This window comes from Streptomyces griseus subsp. griseus (genome assembly GCF_003610995.1).
In the GTDB taxonomy this organism is placed as follows: Bacteria; Actinomycetota; Actinomycetes; order Streptomycetales; family Streptomycetaceae; genus Streptomyces.
The window spans coordinates 6,124,640-6,146,485 of the sequence record NZ_CP032543.1; the positions used below are offsets into that span (position 1 = coordinate 6,124,640).

Sequence of the window (21,846 nt, forward strand, 5' to 3'; positions counted from 1 at the left end):
GTATGCCTGCTGCGGTGAGCGCCCCGCAGTGGTCCGCTGAGAGGCAGGCGCGTCGACAGGCGACGCCACGACCGCAGGGGGCGACGAGGGATGCCGGCCGACCGCTCCGAGGCCCTGCCCGCCGCCCGCCGCCCGCACCGGCTCGCGGGCGGACAACCGGGACTGCTGGAGCCGGGCGCCTCGACCGACCCGTACCGCCTGCGCCTCTACCGGACCCTGCGCACCGACTTCCCGCTCGGTTACGACCCGGGCCTCGGCGCCTGGCTGCTGAGCCGGTACGCGGACGTGGCCCTGGCCCTCACCGACCCGCGCTTCACCGGCTACCCGCACGACGGGGCCCCGCGCGGCCCGGTCCCCGCCCCGCTCGGGCTCTGCCGGGGCAGCCTCGTCTGTACGCCGCTGCCCGGCACCGGAACGGCCCAGGCCCTCGGCAGCAACCCGGCCCCCGCCGCCGCCGTGGAGCGCGCCGCCTATGTCCTGGCCTGCCGGATAGCCGGGCGCGACCAGGCCGATCTGGTCGCCGAGTTCTGCCGGTGGCTGCCCGCCGGGCTCTCCTTCCCGAAGCTGAACGCCCCGGTCCGGACCGGCCGGGGAGCCGCCGACTGCGCCCGGCACACCGGGCTCCGGGAACGAGCCCTCGCCTCGTTCCTCGCGAACATGCTGGACGACCCCGACCTGCTGGCCGCCGTGGCGGGCGGAGCGGGGCCAGGAGCGGAGGCCGGGACCGGGATGCTGCTCGGCCGGGCCTGGACGGAGACGCTGCGCCGCGACCCGCCCGTCCAGATCGTGCTGCGCCGCACCCGCACCGAGGTCCGCGTCAGCGGCGGCACGCTGCCCGGTGGGGCGCCCGTCGCCTGTCTGATCGGCGCGGCGGGCCGGGACCCGGCCCGGTTCGCCGCCCCCGACCGCTTCGACCCGCTGCGCGCCGACGCCGACCCGCTGCTTCCTGGCCCGGCCGGCTGCCCCGCCGCCCTGCTCGGCCGGCTGGAGGCCGAACACGGCCTGCGCGCCCTGCTGGAGGCGATGCCGAGCATCCGCTGGGCCGACGGTTTCCGCCCGGCGTCCAGCGGGGTGCTCACAAGGGGGCCACGGGCCTTGCTGGTCCGGCCGTCCTGACCGGGGGCAGGTGCGCCTGACCGTCGTGCCTGCCCGTCATGCCCGGGTTCTCGGCCGCCTTTCGCTCCTGACCGGATGCCCGTGCGCGGTCATGCCCGGACACGCGCCCGCCCGCCCTCTCCTGCCCGGACGCTCGGACGACCGTGTCCGGCCCTGACCGGGCACCGCCCCCTCCCCCCCGCACCCGCCGCAGCAACACCACCGGCCGCTCCCCGAACAGCTCGCCCGCCGCCACCGCCCCCGCGAACTCCCGCCCCGGTGCGGACGAGGGCGCCAGCACATCGCGCCACGGCCCCCCGTCCGGCAGCTCCACCACCGTGTCCCGCCACCCCCCGGCCTCCGCGAGCCGCAGCGACAGCCGGGTCGCCGCCACCGCCACCTCGTCCGACCGGGAGAACGCCACCACATGGTCGGCCGCCGCGCCCCGCGCCTCCAGCGGTACGTACGTCCCCGTCTCCCCGAACACCTCCGGCAGCTCCCGCCGCAGCCGCAGCGCCGCCGCCGTGATCTCCTGCTTCTCCGCCGCCTCCTCCGGCCGCCGGAACGGGCTCCGGTTGTCCGGGTCGACCAGCGCCAGATACTCGCTCTCCGTGCCCTGGTACAGGTCCGGCACCCCCGGCATCGTCAGCTGCACCAGCGCCGCCCCCAGCACATTGGCCCGTACCTGCGGGGCCAGCGACTCGGCGAAAGCGGTCACCAGCCTCCGGGCCGTACCGGAACCGCTGCCCGGCCCCGCCGCCACGAAGTCCGTCACCGCCCTCTCGTACGCCTCGTCCGGCTCCGTCCAGCTCGTGAACAGCCCCGCCTCCCGCACCGCCTTCAGCAGCGCGGGCTCCAGCCGGCCGCCCAGCTCCTCGGCGGGCAGGGGCGCGCAGCCGTACGAGGACTGCCAGGCCTGCCAGGCGAGCTGCGGGTCCGGGGCGGCGACGGGCGTGGCGTCCGTCAGCTCGGCCACCAGGCCCGCCCACCGCTCCGGACACTCCGACAGGACCGCGATCCGGGCCCGCACATCTCCACTCCGCTTGGTGTCGTGCGTGGTCAGGACCGTCCCCGTGGCGGGCCAGTCGCGGGCGATACGGGTGGCGAAGGCATGGAACGCGTCCACCGCCACCGCCGGCCGGCCCGGATCCCCACCCACTTCAGTCGCCGAGATCAGCGGCACATACCGGTAGAACGCCGTGTCCTCCACCGACTTCGCGTGCAGCGCGGACGCGGTCTGCGCGAACCGGGCGCAGAAGGAGGCCTGTTCCTCGCCGTCGCCCAGCCGCCCGAGCGCCAGATCCCGTACGACATCGACGGCGGCCGCCTCCTCCGGCACGGAGAACACCGCCTTCGCGTCCCGTACGGCGTCGTCCGGAAGGGTCTCCTCCGCGATCCGGGTCGGCGGAACGCCCGCCGTGACGTACGGCCGGTAGACCGGCACCCGTACCAGCAGCTCCCGGATCGCCGTCCGCAGCGCCCAGGGGGCGTGGTCGCGCAGGGCGGGGTCGGCGGCGCAGACGGTGGCCGCCAGCCGGGTCAGCCAGGCCGTCTCGGAGGCCAGTTCGTGGGTGGCCACCCGGTACGCGGCGCGGCGGACGGTCGCCTTCCAGTAGCCGCCCCGGTCGCCGGTCGGGCCGGCGAACTCCCGGTAGTGGCCCAGCAGCTCCGCGGCGCCCGCCGGGTCCGTGAACAGCCCGTCGATCCGGTGCAGCGCGTCGTACCCCGTCGTCCCGGCCACCGCCCACCCGGCCGGGAGGGACTCGTCGCCGGTGAGGATCTTCTCCACCACCGTCCACCGGCCGCCGGTGGCCTCGTCCAGCTGCCGCAGGTACGCGGCCGGGTCGGCGAGGCCGTCCGGGTGGTCGATGCGCAGGCCGTCCACCACCCCGTCGCGGAGCAGTTCGAGGACCTTGGCGTGGGTGGCGTCGAAGACCTCGGGGTGTTCGACGCGGACCCCGATCAGCTCGGAGACGGTGAAGAAGCGGCGGTAGTTCAGCTCGGTGCGGGCCAGCCGCCACCAGGCGAGCCGGTAGTGCTGGGCGTCGAGAAGTTCCGGAAGCGGAAGGTCCGCCGTGCCCGCCCGCAGCGGGAACTCCTGCTCGCCGTAGCGCAGCACCTCCGCGCCGACGTCCACGGAGAGGCCGTCCACCTCGCCGCCGAGCGGACCGGCCAGGACCGGGAGCAGCACCTTGTCGCCGCCCGCCGCCCAGTCGATGTCGAACCAGCGGGCGTACGGGGAGGACCGGCCCTCGCGGAGCACCTCCCAGAGCTGCCGGTTGTGCCGGGGCACCGCCGCCATGTGGTTCGGCACGATGTCGAGGACCAGCCCGAGCCCGTGCTCCCGGGCGGTCGCGGCGAGGCTCCGCAGCCCCTCCTCACCGCCCAGCTCCTCCCGTACGCGGCTGTGGTCGACCACGTCGTAGCCGTGCGTGGAGCCGGGGACGGCCTCCAGGACGGGCGAGAGGTGCAGATGGGAGACACCGAGCGCGGCCAGATAGGGCACCGCCTTCTCGGCCGCCGGGAAGGGGAAGTCGGGCTGGATCTGAAGGCGGTACGTGGCGGTGGGCGTCATGGACTTCTACGTACCCCGCCCGGGGCGAACTGTGTCACCCCGGGCGGGACCCTCACCCCTGCCGGTTCCGGGCGGGGGGTCGGGCGGGCAGTCGCGGCACGTTTCAGCCGGGGCGCCTCAGGACCGTGAGGCTGCGTCCGATCAGCGTCACCTGTTCGCCCTCGGCCACCTTCGGCCCCGTCCCCGGAGGCACCCCTTCCGCACGTGCGGTGTCCACGACGACCTGCCACTGCTCCCCGTGGTCCACCGGAACGGCGAACTCCAGCGTCTCGGCGCTCGCGTTGAACATGAGCAGGAACGAATCGTCGGAGATCCGTTCCCCGCGCGGCCCGGGCTCCGAGATCGCCTGACCGTTGAGGAACACCGTCATGGCCTTGGCGTGGGCCGCCTGCCAGTCCTCCTGGGCCATCTCCTCACCCTCGGGGGTGAACCAGGCGATGTCGGAGAGCTCGTCGTGCGTGCCCTCCACCGGCCGCCCGTGGAAGAACCGGCGGCGCCGGAAGACCGGGTGGTCGCGGCGGAGCCAGACCATGGCCCGGGTGAACTCCAGCAGGTTCCGGCGGAACTCGTCCTCCGGGGCGTCCGGGTCGGGCCAGTGGATCCAGGCCAGCTCGTTGTCCTGGCAGTAGGCGTTGTTGTTGCCCTTCTGGGTCCGGGCGAACTCGTCCCCGTGGCTCAGCATCGGCACGCCCTGCGACAGCATCAGCGTGGCGATGAAGTTCCGCATCTGCCGGCCCCGCAGCTCCAGGACCTCCGGATCGTCCGTCTCGCCTTCCGCACCGCAGTTCCAGGAGCGGTTGTGGCTCTCGCCGTCCCGGTTGTCCTCGCCGTTGGCGTCGTTCCGCTTGTCGTTGTACGACACCATGTCGTGCAGCGTGAAGCCGTCGTGGCAGGTGGTGAAGTTGATCGAGGCGAGCGGGCGGCGCCCGTCGTCCTGGTAGAGGTCGGACGAGCCCGTCAGCCGACCGGCGAACTCGGCGAGCGTGCGCGGCTCGCCCCGCCACAGGTCGCGGACCGTGTCGCGGTACTTGCCGTTCCACTCGGTCCACAGCGGCGGGAAGTTGCCCACCTGGTAGCCGCCCTCGCCGACGTCCCACGGCTCGGCGATCAGCTTCACCTGGCTGACCACCGGGTCCTGCTGGACCAGGTCGAAGAACGAGGAGAGCCGGTCCACCTCGTGGAACTGGCGGGCGAGGGTCGCCGCCAGGTCGAAGCGGAAGCCGTCGACGTGCATCTCGGTGACCCAGTACCGCAGCGAGTCCATGATCATCTGAAGCACGTGCGGGGACCGCATGAGCAGGGAGTTCCCGGTGCCCGTGGTGTCCATGTAGTACCGCTGATCGTCGGTCAGGCGGTAGTACGAGGCGTTGTCGAGGCCCCGGAAGGAGAGCGTGGGGCCCAGGTGGTTGCCCTCGGCGGTGTGGTTGTAGACGACGTCGAGGATGACCTCGATCCCCGCTTGGTGCAGGGCCTTCACCGCCTGCTTGAACTCCAGCACCTGCTCGCCCCGGTCGCCCCAGGAGGCGTAGGTGTTGTGCGGGGCGAAGAAGCCGATGGTGTTGTAGCCCCAGTAGTTGGCGAGTCCCATGTCGGCCAGGCGGTGGTCCTGGACGAACTGGTGGACGGGCATCAGTTCGATCGCCGTGACGCCCAGTTCGGTGAGGTGGGCGATCACCTCCGGATGCGCGAGCCCCGCGTACGTACCGCGCAGCTCGGGCGGGAGCCCCGGATGGAGCATCGTCAGGCCCTTCACATGGGCCTCGTAGATCACGGTGCGGTGGTAGTCCGTACGGGGACGGCGGTCGTCGCCCCAGTCGAAGTACGGGTTCACCACCACCGAACTCATGGTGTGCGGCGCGGAGTCGAGGTCGTTGCGGGCGTCGGGCTTCCCGAACGGGTAGCCGTACACCGCCTCGCCCCATTCGATCTGCCCGGCGACCGCACGCGCGTACGGGTCCAGGAGCAGCTTCGCGGAGTTGCACCGCTGCCCGTTCTGCGGTTCGTAGGGCCCGTGCACCCTGAAGCCGTACCGCTGCCCCGGCATGATCCCGGGCAGGTACGCGTGGCGCACGAAGGCGTCGGTCTCGCGGAGTTCCACCGCCGTTTCTGAACCGTCGTCGTGCAACAGGCACAACTCGATCCGTTGGGCGGCCTCGGAGAAGACCGCGAAGTTGGTTCCGGCGCCGTCATAGGTGGCGCCGAGGGGATAAGCGTGTCCCGGCCAGACCTGCATAGATGAGACTCTTCCACTTCTGATCCGGGTGCGGTGGCTTTCCTCGGCCCATTACTCCTCGAATACTCCCCGAAAGTGGGGCGCGCACCTAGTAGGTCACGCGGTGCGGCCGGGTCCCGTCGTCCGGCTCCGGCCACTCCGGTCAACTTCGGACACCGGGGTGCCGCCCCGGACGCGATTGCGGACGCGCCCGCCCGGCCGGCGTCCGGAACGCGGCCTTCGTCAGGGTGCCTAATCACTATGAATCCGCTCACTCCACCCGATCTCGCCGCAAGGAACAGGCCGCTGAGAAGGGGGAGTTGAGAAACCGGCCCGGCCATCGGGCTGCACCGGATCCCGCTCCCGGAGTACCCTTCCTTGATCGTTGGGTGGGGGAGTGGAAGGCGGTACGCGGGTGAGCTCGGGAGGGTTCGAGCTACCCCCAGGTGACGCAGGTCACGAGGGGGAACCGACCGATGCGCCGCCCGGGGCGGTGTCCCTTGCGCAGCCCATGGAGATCGGCGCGGAGCTGGACTGGGGCGCCGAGGCCTGGAGCGAGGTACGCACTCGGGCGCAGCGGGCCGGGCGCGCCTATATCTGGCTGAATCTGGTCGAACAGAGACTGCGCGCGGTCGTCGCCGCGGTGCTCCGGCCGATCTACGAGCCGGTGCACGGCGAGGACTGGGTGGTGGCCGCGGCCGGACCGGCCGGCCAGGAGTGGGTGCAGCGCGCCGTCGCCGTACGCGAGGTGTCGCGCCGCAAGGGCTATCTGCTGGACCCCGCCGACGACAACGTCCTCAGCTTCCTCACGCTCCCGCAGCTGCGGGAGCTGATGGTCCAGCACTGGCCGTGCTTCGAGCCGTACTTCGACGACCGGCGGGATGTCGAGCTGGCCCTGGACGAGCTGGAGGTGGCCCGTAACGTCGTCTCCCGGAACCGGGCGCTGAACGAGGCGGTGCTCGCGCAGGCGGAGCGGGCCTCGGCCCGGCTCCTGGACATCCTGGGCAGCGGGGCGGGCGTGCCGTCCGCCGACCGGCTGCCGGTGGACGCGGTGGAGGAGCTGGTCGGCGACCGGTACGCGGACGTGGTCTCCGTCCACCCCGACCGGGTCCGGCTCCAGCGCCAGCTGCCCGCCGAGGACCTGTTCGGCGGGGCGCGGCGGCTGGACGCCATCGGTATAGGTCTTAACCTGCTCGTCCAGAACTTCTCCGGCCGCCGGCTCGTCCGGCTCGCCGAGTCGGGGTGCCGGGTCAGGCTGCTCTTCATCAACCCGGCCAGCAGCGCGGTCAAGCGCCGGGAGCGGGAACTGGGCCTCAAGAAGGGCGAGCTGAGCCGCTCGGTGGAGATGAACATCCTCCATATGCGCCGGGTCCGCTCCAAGCTCCGCGACCCGGGCGCCTTCGAGATCCAGGTCTTCGACGAGACCCCGCGCTTCACCGCCTACCTGGTGGACGGCGACGGGTCGGACGCGGTCGGTGTCGTCCAGCCCTATCTGCGGCGGGCCCGGGGCATGGAGGCGCCGGTGCTGGTGCTGCGCGGCGGCGGGCGGCGCACGGTGGTGCGGGCCGGGCAGGACAGCGAGCACGGCCTCTTCGAGACCTACCGTGAGGAGTTCGAGTCGGTCTGGACGGACTCGCGCCCGGTGTCATAGGGGCGGACTCGCGCCCGGTGGCAGAGGGCTGACGTCCCGGTGTCGCGGGGCTCCCGCCACCCGTCCCCGCCGTTGTCAGTGCTGCGTGCGAAGGTGGTCATCACTCGGGGGAGAGCACCACGGGGGAGCGCCACGAAGGAGGTATCGGGATGAGCTGGCATCAGGGACCGCTGGTCGGCTTCGACCTGGAGACGACGGGGACCGACGTCGAGACCGACCGGATCGTCACCGCCGCGCTGGTCCGGCTGGAGCCGGACGGCATGGTCGCCGAGCAGCGGAGCTGGCTGCTGGACCCGGGGGTGGCGATACCCGAGCAGGCGTCCGCGATCCACGGCATCGGCACCGACCACGCCCGCAAGCACGGCGCCCGGGCGGCCTCGGCCGTCGAGGAGATCGCCCACGCGGTCGCCGAGGTGCTCCGCTCCGGGGTGCCGCTGGTGGTGATGAACGCGCGCTACGACCTCTCGCTCCTGGACCGCGAATGCGCGAGGTACGGGGTGGAGTCGGTCGACGAGCGGATCGGCGGGGTGCCCTCGCCGGTCATCGATCCCCTGGTCATCGACAAGCACGTGGACAGGTACCGCAAGGGCAAGAGGGCCCTCCAAGCCCTGTGCGAGCACTACGGCGTGACCCTCTCCGACGCCCATGACGCGACCGCCGACGCGGTGGCGGCGGTCCGTGTGGTCCGGCGGATGGGCGAGCGCCACCGCCCGGTCAGCGCCCTGCCCCCGGCCGAGCTGCACGCCCTCCAGGTCCGCGCGGCCGCCGAACAGTCCGCCTCGCTCCAGGCCTACCTCCGCCGCACGGCCAACCCGGCAGCGGTGGTGGAGCAGGCGTGGCCGATGATCCCGCGGAGCAGGTGAACGGCGGGCGGTGGCCCGACGTCGGCTCGCGGCGGGGGAGACCGTTTCTCCGGCCCTGATGTCCAAGCCGATCTTCTGGTCCGGCGGAACTCCACCGATCGTTTTCCGCCATCTCCCCTCCTTCTGTGGTCGCTAATCCGCCAGTTTGGTGGTGTCTGGATCGCGCGAGGCAACCACTTCTCGGCCACGACCGTCCCGGGGGCTTGTGTGGGCGCGCTCATCTACCCAGCATGAATAACGTTGTCAGGGACACGTCGGCTTGATCGTGTTCCCGATGGCGTGTCATGGGCGTCCACCCAAACGCCCCCGAGTTCCCCCCACGATCTGGAGGACTTGCAGTGCGACTCTCTCACCCCCACAGCATGTCGAGACGAGCACGACTCATCGCCGGGGCGACCGGCCTCGCCGCCGCGGCGGCACTGGTCATCCCCGCCGCCACCGCGTCCGCCCAGCCCGCCCCGAAGACGTTCAGCGCCACCGAGCTCAACCGGACGGCCGACTCCGTGCGCACCGCCGACATCGGCGGCACCGCCTGGTACGTCGATGCCGAGTCGGGCAAGGTCGTCGTCACCGTCGACAGCACGGTGACCAAGGCCGAGATCGCCAAGATCGAGAACGAGGCCGGCGGGAACGCCGACGCTCTCGTGGTCAAGCACACCCCCGGTAAGTTCTCCAAGCTCATCGCGGGTGGCGAGGCCATCACCACGGGTGGGGCCCGGTGCTCCCTGGGCTTCAACGTGCAGGACGGCGCCGGCACCAAGTACGCCCTGACCGCCGGTCACTGCACCAACATCGGCAGCTCGTGGTCGATCGGCACCACCGCCGGATCCAGCTTCCCCGGCAACGACTACGGCATCATCCAGCACTCCGACCCCGGCGCGGCCGACGGCCGTGTCTACCTCTACAACGGCAGCTACCAGGAGATCACCGGCGCCGGTGACCCCTCGGTCGGCCAGTCCGTCCAGCGCAGCGGCAGCACCACCGGCCTGCACGGCGGCTCGGTCACCGGCCTCAACGCCACCGTCAACTACGGTGCCGACGGCATCGTCTCCGGTCTGATCCAGACCAACGTCTGCGCCGAGCCCGGCGACAGCGGCGGCGCGCTCTTCTCCGGGAGCACCGCGCTCGGTCTCACCTCCGGCGGCAGCGGCAACTGCTCCTCCGGCGGCACCACGTTCTTCCAGCCCGTCACCGAGGCGCTCAGCGCCTACGGTGTGAGCATCATCTGATCACCTCCGCACCGGCCAGGGTCTTGCGCCATCGGCCCTGAGCACTGTCCCCGCCCGGTCCGCCGGCGGGGACAGTGTGCGTTGTCGGACACGCCCGGCCCGGCCTCGTCCAGGGAGGCCTCGCTGGGAGCTTTGCGCCGAAGCCTCGCCCGGAGTCCTGCCCGCACGCCTCGCTCAGAAGGGGTACCACCGGACCTCCGCGTCCCCCTCGCGCAGTGAGGCCACCCGGCGGCGGAACTCCGTGAGCGCCTTCGGGTTGGCCGGGGCGTGCTGGGCGACCCAGGCGCAGCTGGCCGTTTCGCGGGCGCCGCGCAGGACCGCGCACCCCTCCCACTCCCGTACGTCCCAGCCGTACGCGGCCGTGAACGCGTCGTAGGCCGCGGCGGGCAGGCCGTAGCGGTCGCGGGAGAGGGCCAGGACGACCAGGTCGTGTTCCCGCAGGTCCGTGGAGAAGGTCTCCAGGTCGACCAGGACCGGTCCCTCGGGGCCGACATGCACGTTGCGGGGGAGCGCGTCGCCGTGGATCGGACCCGGCGGCAGGTGCGGGGTCAGGGCAGCGGCCGCGACCGCGAACCCGTCGCGGCGGGCCCGGAGGTAGTCGGCGTCGACCGGGTCGATCGTGTCGCCCGCCAGGGTCAGCCAGCGCTCCACCCCGCCGAGCAGCTCCCGGCGCGGGAGCGTGAAGCCCGCCGGGGCCGGGAGCGCGTGCACCCGGGAGAGCAGAGGCGCCAGGTCGCGCGGTTCGGCGGGGCGTACGGGGTCGGGCAGGCGCTGCCACACCGTCACCGGGTGGCCCTCCACCAGGCGCACCCGGTTCTCGGCGGCCCGCACGGCCGGGACGCCCGACGCGGCGAGCCACTCGGCGACCGCCACCTCCCGCTCCGCCCGGGCCGTCAGCTCCGGATGGCCGGTCGCGTCCCGGCCGACCTTCACCACCAGACCGCCGGCCGCGAAGACCGCGTTCTCGCCCAGCGCCAGCAGCTCCGCCGCGCCCGGAAATCCGGCGACCGTCAGCACCTCACGCGCACGCATCTCGTCCATGGGTGCGATTTTCGCATCCGCGCAGGCCACCTTGACGAACCGGCGGCCCGTCAGCACGATGACCAAGGCCGACCGGACGGCCAGAACGGGATGAAAGCCTCCTAGGTGATGAAGAAGGGTTATTCGTGACATCGGTGACCGCGAAGAGGCGGTCCGGGCCGAAGCACCCACGTAACGGACCGGCGGACGCCGCCCGGGACCGGGCGGCCTGGTTCCTCGTCCTGCCCGCCCTCCTCCCCATCCTGATCCTCAGCGCCGGCCCGCTCCTCTACGGCATCGCCCTCGCCTTCACCGACGCCCAGTCCGGCCGCACCCGCCCCACCCGGTGGATCGGCACCCTCAACTTCCAGGACCTCCTGCACGACACCCTGTTCTGGGACTCGTTCCGGATCGGGCTCCTGTGGGCGTTCGGTGTCACCGTCCCGCAGTTCCTCCTGGCCCTCGGCCTCGCCCTGCTCCTCAACCAGAGGCTGCGGATGCGCTGGCTGGCCCGGGCGCTGGCGATCATCCCCTGGGCGATGCCCGAGGTGGTCGTCGGCATCATGTGGCGTCTGGTCTACAACCCCGACGCGGGCATCCTCAACGAGACCATCCGCGACCTCGGCCTCGGCGACGGCCGGGACTGGCTCACCGGCCTGGTCACCGCGCTCCCCGCGGTCATCCTCGTCGGCATCTGGGCGGGCATGCCCCAGACCACCGTCGCCCTGCTCGCCGGACTCCAGAACACCCCGCACGAACTCCACGAGGCGGCGGCTCTGGACGGGGCGGGCGCCTGGCGCCGGTTCCGCACGGTCACCTGGCCCGCGATCAAACCCATCGCGCTCGCCATCAGCGCGCTCAATCTGATCTGGAACTTCAACTCCTTCGCCCTCGTCTACGTGCTGACCAGCGGCGGGCCCGGCGGGCGGACCCGGCTGCCGATGCTCTTCGCGTACGAGGAGGCCTTCCGTTACGGACAGTTCGGGTACGCCGCCGCCATGGGCTGTGTGATGGTCGCGGTGATCTCCGTGATCCTCGCCTGCTACCTCGTCGGCCGCATCAGAGGAGGAGGCGAGGAGCGATGAGCATCCTCAGGGGCGGTGTCCCCAGGAGAGGCGTCCCCAGGAGAGGCTTCCTCAGGAAAGGCGGCACGCGATGAGTCTTCCCACCAGCAGGGCAGCCCGCACCGGCCAGTACCTCGCGCTCCTCGCGTACCTGGTGTTCCTGGCCTTCCCCTTCCTCTGGCTGCTCTCCACCGCCTTCAAGCCCGCCCGCGAACTGGGCTCGCTGCACCCCACCTGGATCCCCGAGCACCCCACCCTCGGCAACTTCCGCCAGGCCTTCGACGAGCAGCCGCTGCTCCAGGCGGCCGCCAACTCGCTGATCGCCGCCGTCTCAGCCGCCCTGATCGCGGTCGTCATCGCGACCCCGATGGCCTATGTGATGGCCCGCCACCGGGGCCGGCTCGCCACCGCCGCCACCGGGTGGGTCGTGGTCAGCCAGGCGTTCCCGTTCGTGCTGGTGATCATTCCGCTCTTCCTGGTGCTGAAGAACCTGCAGCTGATCAACACGCTGTGGGGGCTGATCCTGGTCTATGTCGTCTGGTCGCTGCCCTTCGCGCTGTGGATGCTCGCCGGGTATGTCCGGGCCGTGCCGGCCGAGCTGGAGGAGGCCGCCGCCGTCGATGGGGCGGGCCGCGTGCGGACGCTCGTCTCGGTCGTCGCCCCGCTGCTCGCCCCCGGAATCGTCGCCACCGCACTCTTCGCGTTCATCACCGCGTGGAACGAGTTCTTCTTCGCGCTCGTTCTCCTCAAGACCCCGGAGAAGCAGACCTTGCCGGTCATCCTCACCCACTTCCTCGGCGCGGAGGGCGTGGCCGACCTCGGGCCGCTGGCCGCCGCCGCGTTTCTCGCCACGCTGCCCTCTCTCCTCCTCTTCGCCTTCATCCAGCGGCGGATCACCGGCGGGATGACAGCCGGGGCGGTGAGGGGCTGATGCGCCGCGCCCTGACCCGGCGGGCCGCAGCGGCCGCCACCGTCCTCGCCCTCCTCCTCACCGGTTGCTCGTCCGCCGATGACGGGCGCGACGCCGACGGCACCATCCGGCTCAGGTTCCAGTCGCTGGCCTGGCAGAAGGAGTCCGTGGACGCCAACAAGCAGCTGGTGGAGGAGTGGAACGCCGCCCATCCCGGCGTACAGGTGGACTATGTCCAGGGCAGCTGGGACAACGTCCACGACCAGCTGCTCACCTCCTTCGAGGGCGGCGAGGCGCCCGACATCATCCACGACGCCTCCGACGACCTCGCCGACTTCGCGTACGGCGGCTACCTCACCGATCTCCGCCCCCTCCTGCCCGAGCGGCTGAAGGCCGACATCCCCGAGCAGTCCTGGCGCACCACCACCTTCGACGGCGGGGTCTACGGAGTTCCGTTCCTCCAGGAGCCCCGCGTGCTGATCGCCAACACGAAGCTGTTGAAGGCCTCGGGCGTGCGGATCCCGACGCCGGAGCGGCCCTGGAGCTGGGCGGAGTTCCGCCAGGTCAGCAAGGAGCTGACGGGCACAGGGCGTTACGGGGTCGCCTGGCCGCTCAAGGAACCCGTCTCCGTCACCCTCAACCTGGGCCTCTCCGGCGGCGGGCAGCTCTTCCACCGCGACCCGGACGGCAAGGCCGAGCTGCGCTTCGAGGAGGGCGACCGGGTGGTGGCCGGCACCATCCGCGACCAGGTCAACTCCGACCGCAGCGCGGCCCGTACGGCGCTGGGGATGGGCGGCTCGGACGCCCTGCCCGGCTTCTTCGGCGGCCGGTACGCCATGCTCCCGCTCGGCTTCGCCTACCGCCAGCAGATCGTCGAACAGGCCCCCGAAGGGTTCGCGTGGACGGTCCTGCCCGCCCCGGCGGGCAGCGGAGGGCTGACCCAGGGGGTGAGCCCGCAGACCCTCTCCGTCGCCGAGGACAGCCCGCACAAGCAAGAGGCCGTCGCCTTCATCGACTTCCTGCTGCGGCCACCGAACATGGTCCGCCTGGCCCGGGGCGACTGGATGCTCCCCACCGGCACCACCGCCCTGGCCCACCCCTCCCTGCACACCGCCGACCACGGCTGGGCCACCGGGACGGCGCTCGCGCAGCACCTGCGCCCGGCGCCCGCGCAGACCGTCCGCGGCTACCCCGAGTGGAAGGACAAGGTGGCGACCCCGGCCCTCCAGGGGTTTTACAGCGGCGCGATCACCACCGATGAGCTGCGCAAACGGCTGGTCGATGACGGGAACCGGGTCCTGGCCCGCTATCAGCGCCGGTGGAGGGAATCGAACCGGCGCTGACGGGGAGACCGCAAAAGACTAGACGAGACGTTGCGTCTCGCTTACGGTGAGAGACATGACCGAATCGCCGCGTGCCCACATCGCCATGTTCTCCATCGCCGCCCACGGGCATGTGAACCCGAGCCTCGATGTCATCCGAGAGCTCGTCGGCCGTGGGTACCGCGTCAGCTACGCCATCCCCGCCCCGTTCGCCGGCAAGGTCGCGGCCACCGGCGCCGAGCCGGTGATCTACACCTCGACCCTGCCGACGGACGACGACCCCGAGGCCTGGGGCACCGAGCTGATCGACAACATCGAACCCTTCCTCGACGACGCCATCCAGGCCCTCCCGCAGCTGATCGCCGCCTTCGACGGTGACGAACCCGCCCTTGTCCTGCACGACATCACCTCCTATCCCGCCCGCGTCCTCGCCCATCGCTGGGGCGTGCCCGCCATCTCCCTCTGGCCCAACCTGGTGCCCTGGGAGGGGTACGCGGAGGAGGTCGGCGAGCCGATGGCCGCTGATCTGCGGCAGACCGGGCGCGGCAAGGCGTACTACGAGCGGTTCGCGGACTGGCTCACCGCCAACGGCCTCGGCCATGTCTCCAGCGACGACTTCGTGGCCCGGCCGCGCCGCGGCCTCGTGCTGATCCCCGAGGCGCTCCAGCCCCACGCGGACCGGGTGGACCGCGCGAGGTACACCTTCGTCGGCGCCTGCCAGGGCGACCGCGCCGACCAGGGGGAGTGGGTGCGGCCGGCCGGGGCCGAGAAAGTGCTCCTGGTCTCGCTCGGCTCCTCGTTCACCAAGCAGCCCGCCTTCTACCGGGAGTGTGTCGCCGCCTTCCGGGATCTGCCCGGCTGGCACGTGGTGCTCCAGATCGGTGCGCATGTCGACCCGGCCGAGCTCGGTGACGTACCGGAGCATGTGGAAGTGCACGCGTGGGTGCCGCAGTTGGCGGTGCTGCGGCAGGCGGATGCCTTCATCACCCATGCCGGGGCGGGCGGCAGCCAGGAGGGGCTCGCCACGGGGACGCCGATGGTGGCGGTGCCACAGGCCGTCGACCAGTTCGGCAACGCCGACATGCTCCAGGCGCTCGGTGTGGCCCGGCATGTCCCGATGGAGGAGGCCGACGCGGCGACGCTGCGCGAGGCGGTGCTCGCCCTGGTCGGCGATCCGGAGGTGGCGGAACGGTCCGCCCGGCTGCGCGAACAGATGCGTGAAGAGGGCGGCACGCTCCGGGCGGCCGATCTCATCGAGGCCGAACTGTCGCTCTGAGCGGATCGGTCGGACTGGTATCCGGACGTTGTCCGCCCTCCTCGCCCCGCCGTACAGCGCGGTGCCCGCGGCGGGGCGTTCGTCCGTGCGCTGCCGGTGGTCGTTGCATCTGCACGCACCCCTGGGTGACTCCACATGTCCGCAGGGACTTCACCCCTCTCGCGCACTTCTTCACGCACGTTCACATGTCTTCACGCATGCCCAGGTGCACCCCGTGGTGCCGGAACTCGGGCGTCCGGGGGTGAGCCGGGCGGTGGCGTTCAGGGTCGTGAACCGCTGTGAGCTGGCATTTTCTTGAGCGGGAGCTGCTTACCGGACCGCCGATCCGCCGTCGTTGACGGTGTGTCGGCGCCTGCCGTCCGCAGTGAGCCGTCGTGGCCGATTTCGTATTCCGAAACCTTGTTGAGTAAGTCACAGATGCAAGGGGGTCTTGATCTGTGCTCGTCAATCGGTCAGGGTTTCGAGCCAACCCCCGGAGATCTTCCGGCCGGAGGTCAATCCCCCCACAGAGATTGACGAGGAGGCCCCTCTTCATGGCCAAGCACCAGCGCACCACCACCCGCCGGACCAAGCTGACCGCCGCGATCACCGCCGTGGCAGCCGCCGCCGGAGTAACGCTGTTCGGAACCTCGTTCGCCGGAGCCGCGCCGGCTCCCATGGGCACGGTCTACGGCGCGGACGCCGCGACCGCCGTCTCCGGCAGCTACATCGTCATGCTGGGCGAGAAGGCGGACAAGTCGAAGCTCGCCAAGGAGTACGGCGGCAAGCTCCAGCGCAACTACTCCTCCAGCATCAACGGCTTCTCCGCCAGCGGCCTTTCGGAGACCGAAGCCAAGCGCCTCGCCGCTGACCCGGCCGTCTCCAAGGTGGTGCAGAACAAGAAGTTCAGCATCAACGCCACCCAGGAGAACCCCCCGTCGTGGGGTCTGGACCGCATCGACCAGACCGAGACCGCGGGCGACAACGCGTACACCTACCCCGACACCGCCGGTGAGGGCGTCACGGCGTACGTCATCGACACCGGTGTCCGCGTCACCCACGAGGACTTCGAGGGGCGCGCCACCTCGGGCTTCGACGCCGTCGACAACGACGACGACGCCGACGACGGCAACGGGCACGGCACCCACGTGGCGGGCACCATAGCCGGGGCCGAGCACGGCGTCGCCAAGAAGGCCAAGATCGTCGCCGTCCGCGTCCTGGACGACAACGGCTCGGGCACCACCGAGCAGGTCGTCGCCGGGATCGACTGGGTCGCCGCCAACGCGTCCGGCCCCTCCGTCGCCAACATGAGCCTCGGCGGCGGTGCCGACCCGGCCCTCGACGCGGCCGTCCAGAAGGCCATCGCCGCGGGTGTCACCTTCGGTGTGGCCGCGGGCAACGAGTCCAGCGACGCCGGGCAGGTCTCGCCCGCCCGCGTCCCCGAGGCGATCACCGTCGCCTCGTCCACGGAGGACGACAAGCAGTCCTCGTTCTCCAACTACGGCTCCATCGTGGACATCTACGCCCCGGGCTCGGACATCACGTCGACCTGGAACGACAGCGACACCGGCACCAACACCATCTCCGGTACGTCCATGGCGACCCCGCACGTCGTCGGCGCGGCGGCCGTCTACCTGGCCGGCAACCAGGACGCCACCCCGGAGGAGGTCGCCAAGGCGCTCACCGAGGGAGCCACCCCGGACGCCATCTCCGACGCGACCGAGGGCACGGCGAACAAGCTCCTCAAGATCGTCGAGTAGGACCCGCTGCCGGACGGTGGCGCCCCACCGTCACCGTCCGGACTCCCTCGCGCACAGCAGCCGCCGCGTCCTCCCCCACGGGGCGCGGCGGCTGCGCGCCGGAGGAGGGATCGCTCTAGTGTGTAGGGCCATGACGACGAAGTACGCGGCGCTGCTGCGCGGGATCAACGTGAGCGGCCACAAGAGGGTCCCGATGCCGGAACTGCGCACCGTGCTCGGCGAGCTGGGCCACACCGACATCGCCACCCACCTGCAGAGCGGCAACGCCGTCTTCCGCACCGCCGACCAGGACGAGGACGCGCTGGCCACCGCCCTGGAGGAAGCCATCGAGGAGCGGTTCGGATTCCCCGTCGGCTGCGTCGTCCGCGGCCACGCCTATCTCGCCGCCGTCGCCGAGGCCTGCCCCTACCCGGCCGCCGAGCTGGAGGGCAAGCAGCTCCACGTCACCTACTTCGACCGGGCCGTGGACGCCGGGCGCTTCGCCGCACTCGACGCCCAGGCCTATCGGCCGGAGGCCTTCGAACTCGGGGACCGCTGCCTCTACCTGTACGCCCCTGACGGGCTGGGCCGCTCCAAGCTGGCCGAAGCGCTGGCGCGCCCCCGGCTGACCGAGGGCCGCACCGCCACCACCCGCAACTGGAACACCGTGGCGAAGCTCGTGGAGATGACCCGTGTCTGAGCCGTCGCCCGCCGTGGCCGCAGCCATCGAAGGCGAACTCCGCCTGCTGGACCCGCTGGTACGCGCCTCGGTGGATCTCCTCGCCGCTCTGCTCCACCCCGAGTACCGGGAGATCGGCACCAGCGGACGGTCCTGGACCCGGGAGTCGATCATCGAGGCGCTCACCGCGCCCGACGGCCCGCGCCCCGGCCCGCTGACGGCGTCCCGGATGCGGGGCGCGGAGCTCGGCTCGGACCTGGTGCACCTCACCTTCGACACCGAGTCCAGGGGGCTGTGCTCGCACCGCAGCTCCCTGTGGCGGCTGACCGGGTCGGGGTGGCGGCTCTACTTCCACCAGGCGACCCCGTTCGTCGACGACCCGTTCGCCGAGGACTGAGCCTTCCCGGGCGGCGGTCTGCGGTGGTTCCTCAAGAGCCGCCGCACCGGCACCGTCTGACCCGCCCGGTCCCACGGGCCTGCCCCGGGCCGTGGGACCCGTGGCCGGGGACTTTGCAGGGGGCGGGGGTCCCGGGCGCAGCGGATGCAGGTTAGCCTTGCCTTCGTTTGGCTGGAGAACGGTGGCTGGAAGTCGCCTCTCCGCTCTTGTCCGGTACACGCTGAGGAGTAGGTGAGTGGGGGCTGACAGGTCCGGGCGCGGTGTCATCCGCCGCGCCGTCGCGGGGCAGCGCCGGGACGTCGTCGTCGGTTCGCTGCTGGGCGCCGCCCACCAGACAGGCGAAGCGCTCGTCCCCGTACTCATCGGCCTGATCGTCGACCGGGCCGTGGTCCGCCCCGACGGGGGAGCGCTCGCCCTGTGGCTGGTCGTCCTCGCCGTCGTCTACGCGATGCTCTCGTACGGCTTCCGCTTCGGCGCCCGGGCCGGTGAGCGCGCCGCCGAACAGGCCGCGCACCGGCTGCGCCTGGATGTCGTACGCCGGGTCCTCGCCCCGCACGGCGGCGCCGAGGCCGGACGGCCGCCCGGCGCCCTGGTCAACGTGGCCACCGAGGACGCCCGGCGGGTCGGGGCCTTCAACATGGCCCTCACCCTCGGCATCGCCGCCGTCGTCGGAGTCGTCGCGGGCGCGGTCCTCCTGCTCCGCGCCTCCGTCCCCCTCGGGCTCCTCGTCCTGATCGGCGCCCCCGTCCTCATGGCGCTCGGCCACTACCTCGCCCGCCCCCTGGAACACCGCAGCCAGGCCGAACAGGAGCGCGCCGCCCACGCCTCCGGGGTCGCGGCCGACCTGGTCGCCGGGGTCCGCGTACTCAAGGGGCTCCGGGCCGAAAGCGCCGCCGTCGCCCGGTACCGCTCCACCAGCCAGGCATCCCGCGAGGCCAACGTGCGCGCCGCCCGTGCCGCCGCCCTCCAGACCGGCCTGATGCTCACCCTCACCGGCGCCTTCATCGCCCTGGTCGCCCTCGTCGGCGGCCGCCTGGTGCTCAGCGGCTCCATCGGCCTCGGCGCTCTCGTCTCAGCCGTCGGCCTCGCCCTCTTCCTGCCCGGACCGATCGCCGTACTGGCCTGGGTCGGCGCCGAACTCGCCAAGGCCCGGGCCTCCGCCGCCCGCATCGCCGACGTGCTGGCCGCGCCCGGCGAGACCACCGGCGGCACCACGGAGCCGGGCCCCTCCTCCGGGGAGCTGCGCCTGCACGGCCTCGGCCACGCCGGGCTCCACGGGATCGACCTCATAGTCCGGCCCGGCGAACACCTCGGCATCGTCGTCACCGACACCGCCGACGCGGCCACCCTGCTCCGCTGCCTCGCCCGCCGCTGCGACCCCGACCGGGGACGCGTCGAACTCGACGGCACACCCGTCACCGAACTCGCCCCCGCCGCCCTGCGCTCCGCGCTGCTGGTGGCCGAGCACGACGCCCAGCTCTTCGACGGCACCCTCCTCGACAACGTCACGGCCGCCGCCCCCGCCGGAGCCGACCCGCAGCCGGCCATGGCCGCCGCTGCCGTCGACGAGGTCGCCGCCACCCTGCCCGGCGGCACCGCCGGGCGGATCGGCGAGCGCGGCAGCTCCCTCTCCGGCGGCCAGCGCCAGCGCGTCGCCCTGGCCCGCGCGCTCGCCGCCGACCGCCCGGTCCTGGTCGTCCACGACCCGACCACCGCCGTCGACGCCGCCACCGAGGCCCGGATCGCCACCGGCATCCGCCGCGCCCGCACCGGCCGCACCACGGTCCTGGTCACCAGCAGCCCCGCGCTCCTCGCCGCCACCGACCGCGTCGTCCTCATCGACGGTGGCACCATCACCGCCGAGGCCCCGCACGAGGACCTCGTACGCGACCATCCCGTCTACCGCACGGCGGTGCTCACATGACGACCCCCACGGGTACAGCCGACGACAGCGCCGAGCTGCTGCCCATCGCCACGGGAGCCCGTACCCGGGCCGCCCTGCGCACCCTGATCCGCCCCGACCGGGGCCGCGCGATCCTGGGCCTCGGCGTCCTGGTCGGCGCCACCGCCGTCGGGCTTCTGGTCCAGCCGTTGCTAGGCCGTATCGTCGACATCGTCGCCGACGGCCGCCCCGCCGACGCCCTCACCCTGCCCGTCGTCCTCCTCCTCGCGGTCGCCGTCGTCCAGGGCCTCACCACCACGCTCGGCCTGACCCAGATCGCCCGGCTCGGCGAGACCGTACTGGCCCGGCTGCGCGAGCGGTTCGTCGAACGCGCCCTCCGACTCCCCGCCGACCGCCTGGAGCGCGCCGGCGCGGGCGACCTCACCGCCCGGGTCACCGGAGACGTCGCCCGGGTCGCGGAGGCCGTCCGCTCCGCCCTCCCGAGATGGCCCGCTCGGTCCTCGCGATCCTGCTGACCCTCGGGGCGATGGCCCTGCTGGACGTACGGTTCCTCCTCGCCGCGCTCCTCGCCGTACCGGTCCAGGCGCTCACGGCACGTTGGTACGTACGCCGGGCCACCACGGTCTACGCCGACCAGCGGGTAGCCAACGGAGCCCAGCAGCAACAGCTCCTGGAGACCATCGGGGGAGCGGTCACCGTACGCGGCCACCGGCTGGAGGAGCAGCACACCGAGAAGACCGCGGCGCGCTCGCGCCGGGCCGTCGACCTGACCATGCGCAGCGTGCACCTGGTGCTGGGCTTCTACGCGCGGCTGCACATCGCGGAGTACATCGGGCTGGCCGCCGTCCTGGTCACCGGGTTCTTCCTGGTCCGCGACGGGTCGGTCTCCATCGGTACGGCGACGGCCGCCGCGCTCTACTTCCACAGCCTCTTCGGACCCGTCAACGCCGCCCTCGTACTGCTGGACGACGCGCAGTCGGCGGCGGCCGGACTGGCGCGGCTGGTCGGGGTGACCGATCTGGAGGAGAGCGCGGTACGGCTGCCGCATCAGCGGACCGGGAGCACGTCCGAGGCGGCCGTCACCGTCGATGCCGTGAGCCACGCGTACGGCCCCGGCCGCACTGTCCTCCATGAGGTCTCCCTCACCCTCCGCGCGGGCGAGCACGTGGCGCTCGTCGGGACCAGCGGGGCCGGGAAGTCCACCCTGGCCCGGCTCGTCGCGGGCGTCCAGCAACCCACCGGCGGCACGGTCACCGTGGCGGCGAGCACAGAGGAGCCAGTGGGCGCATCAGGCCCAGCGGGCCCAGGGGGCGCACCGAGCGGATCTGGTGCACCGAGCGCACCGAGCGCACCTGGCGCACCGAACACCCCGACCCCGCCCGCCCCCTCCGTCGTCCTGGTCACCCAGGAGGTCCACGTCTTCACCGGCACCCTCGCCGAGGATCTCCGCCTCGCCCGCCCCGGCGCCACCGACGACGACCTGCGCACCGCCCTCGCCACCGTGCACGCGCTGGAGTGGGCCGAGGCCCTGCCCGACGGGCTCGCCACCGTCGTAGGGGAGGGCGGTCACCGCCTCGACCCCGCCCGCGCCCAGCAACTCGCCCTCGCCCGGCTCGTCCTGGCCGACCCCCCGGTCGCCGTTCTCGACGAGGCGACCGCCGAGGCGGGCAGTGCGGGCGCCCGGACCCTGGAGCGTTCCGCCGAGTCCGCCCTCTCCGGCCGCACCGCGCTGGTCGTCGCCCACCGCCTCACCCAGGCCGTCGCCGCCGACCGGATCGTGGTGCTGGAGGCCGGCCGGGTCGTCGAGAGCGGCACCCACGACGAACTGCGCACCGCCGACGGCCCGTACGCGGTCCTCTGGCACGCCTGGTCCGGCAGCCGCGCCGCACCCCACCTCTGACCCCCACGCCCCCGTCCCCCGCCACGCCCACC

General features: G+C 72.5%; 14 protein-coding genes and 2 pseudogenes. 13 read left to right on the top strand and 3 right to left on the bottom strand.

Annotated elements, in window-relative coordinates; all coding sequences use genetic code 11:
• The first annotated feature begins 90 nt into the window (after positions 1–90).
• Positions 91–1,116 (top strand): cytochrome P450, encoded by a 1,026-nt coding sequence (locus tag D6270_RS27490; protein ID WP_109163009.1) that lies wholly within the window; start codon positions 91–93, stop codon positions 1,114–1,116.
• Here the strand turns inward: D6270_RS27490 and treY are convergent.
• Positions 1,076–3,670, bottom strand: a complete 2,595-nt coding sequence (treY, locus tag D6270_RS27495) for a malto-oligosyltrehalose synthase (RefSeq protein WP_225976963.1) — start codon at positions 3,668–3,670, stop codon at positions 1,076–1,078. The genes D6270_RS27490 and treY overlap by 41 nt on opposite strands.
• 103 nt (positions 3,671–3,773) lie before the next feature.
• Positions 3,774–5,903 (bottom strand): glycogen debranching protein GlgX, encoded by a 2,130-nt coding sequence (gene glgX, locus D6270_RS27500; RefSeq protein ID WP_109163008.1) that lies wholly within the window; start codon positions 5,901–5,903, stop codon positions 3,774–3,776.
• Positions 5,904–6,297: 394 nt separating this feature from the next.
• Between glgX and D6270_RS27505 the strand changes: the two genes are divergently transcribed.
• From D6270_RS27505 to D6270_RS27515, 3 genes are all read left to right on the top strand, one after another.
• Positions 6,298–7,533, top strand: coding sequence for a DUF5919 domain-containing protein (locus D6270_RS27505; RefSeq protein ID WP_109163007.1), 1,236 nt, complete (start codon positions 6,298–6,300; stop codon positions 7,531–7,533).
• A gap of 149 nt (positions 7,534–7,682) precedes the next feature.
• On the top strand, positions 7,683–8,396 hold the full coding sequence (locus D6270_RS27510; RefSeq protein ID WP_109163006.1) for a 3'-5' exonuclease: 714 nt from the start codon (positions 7,683–7,685) through the stop codon (positions 8,394–8,396).
• Between the two features lie 338 nt (positions 8,397–8,734).
• Positions 8,735–9,625: a S1 family peptidase gene (locus D6270_RS27515; RefSeq protein ID WP_109163005.1), complete on the top strand. Its 891-nt coding sequence runs from the start codon at positions 8,735–8,737 to the stop codon at positions 9,623–9,625.
• Between the two features lie 174 nt (positions 9,626–9,799).
• On the opposite strand, the gene D6270_RS27520 is transcribed toward D6270_RS27515, so the two are convergent.
• Positions 9,800–10,666 carry a phosphotransferase gene (locus D6270_RS27520; protein ID WP_109167249.1) on the bottom strand — a complete coding sequence of 289 codons (867 nt, stop codon included), beginning with the start codon at positions 10,664–10,666 and terminating at the stop codon, positions 9,800–9,802.
• 125 nt (positions 10,667–10,791) lie between these two features.
• Between D6270_RS27520 and D6270_RS27525 the strand changes: the two genes are divergently transcribed.
• The 9 genes and pseudogenes from D6270_RS27525 (at position 10,792) to D6270_RS27565 (ending at position 21,814) form a co-directional block, all read left to right on the top strand.
• Complete coding sequence (locus tag D6270_RS27525; RefSeq protein ID WP_109163004.1) at positions 10,792–11,730, top strand: carbohydrate ABC transporter permease; 939 nt, start codon at positions 10,792–10,794, stop codon at positions 11,728–11,730.
• A 70-nt stretch (positions 11,731–11,800) separates the two neighbouring features.
• The gene (locus tag D6270_RS27530; protein WP_109163003.1) at positions 11,801–12,640 is read left to right on the top strand and encodes a carbohydrate ABC transporter permease; all 840 of its coding nucleotides are present in this window, start codon (positions 11,801–11,803) and stop codon (positions 12,638–12,640) included.
• The gene (locus D6270_RS27535; RefSeq protein ID WP_109163002.1) at positions 12,640–13,962 is read left to right on the top strand and encodes an ABC transporter substrate-binding protein; all 1,323 of its coding nucleotides are present in this window, start codon (positions 12,640–12,642) and stop codon (positions 13,960–13,962) included. The genes D6270_RS27530 and D6270_RS27535 overlap by 1 nt, the downstream gene beginning before the upstream one ends.
• Before the next feature lie 30 nt (positions 13,963–13,992).
• Positions 13,993–15,217 (top strand): annotated as a pseudogene (gene mgt / locus D6270_RS27540) (macrolide-inactivating glycosyltransferase).
• A 533-nt stretch (positions 15,218–15,750) separates the two neighbouring features.
• Positions 15,751–16,956 (top strand): S8 family peptidase, encoded by a 1,206-nt coding sequence (locus D6270_RS27545; protein WP_109163000.1) that lies wholly within the window; start codon positions 15,751–15,753, stop codon positions 16,954–16,956.
• 130 nt (positions 16,957–17,086) lie between these two features.
• Positions 17,087–17,635 (top strand): DUF1697 domain-containing protein, encoded by a 549-nt coding sequence (locus D6270_RS27550; RefSeq protein WP_109162999.1) that lies wholly within the window; start codon positions 17,087–17,089, stop codon positions 17,633–17,635.
• Positions 17,628–18,011 carry a nuclear transport factor 2 family protein gene (locus D6270_RS27555; protein ID WP_109162998.1) on the top strand — a complete coding sequence of 128 codons (384 nt, stop codon included), beginning with the start codon at positions 17,628–17,630 and terminating at the stop codon, positions 18,009–18,011. The genes D6270_RS27550 and D6270_RS27555 overlap by 8 nt, the downstream gene beginning before the upstream one ends.
• Positions 18,012–18,246: 235 nt before the next feature.
• Positions 18,247–19,935: an ABC transporter ATP-binding protein gene (locus D6270_RS27560; protein WP_109162997.1), complete on the top strand. Its 1,689-nt coding sequence runs from the start codon at positions 18,247–18,249 to the stop codon at positions 19,933–19,935.
• Positions 19,932–21,814: pseudogene (locus tag D6270_RS27565) on the top strand (ABC transporter ATP-binding protein). Before D6270_RS27560 ends, D6270_RS27565 begins: the two are co-directional and overlap by 4 nt.
• The last annotated feature ends 32 nt before the right edge of the window (positions 21,815–21,846 follow it).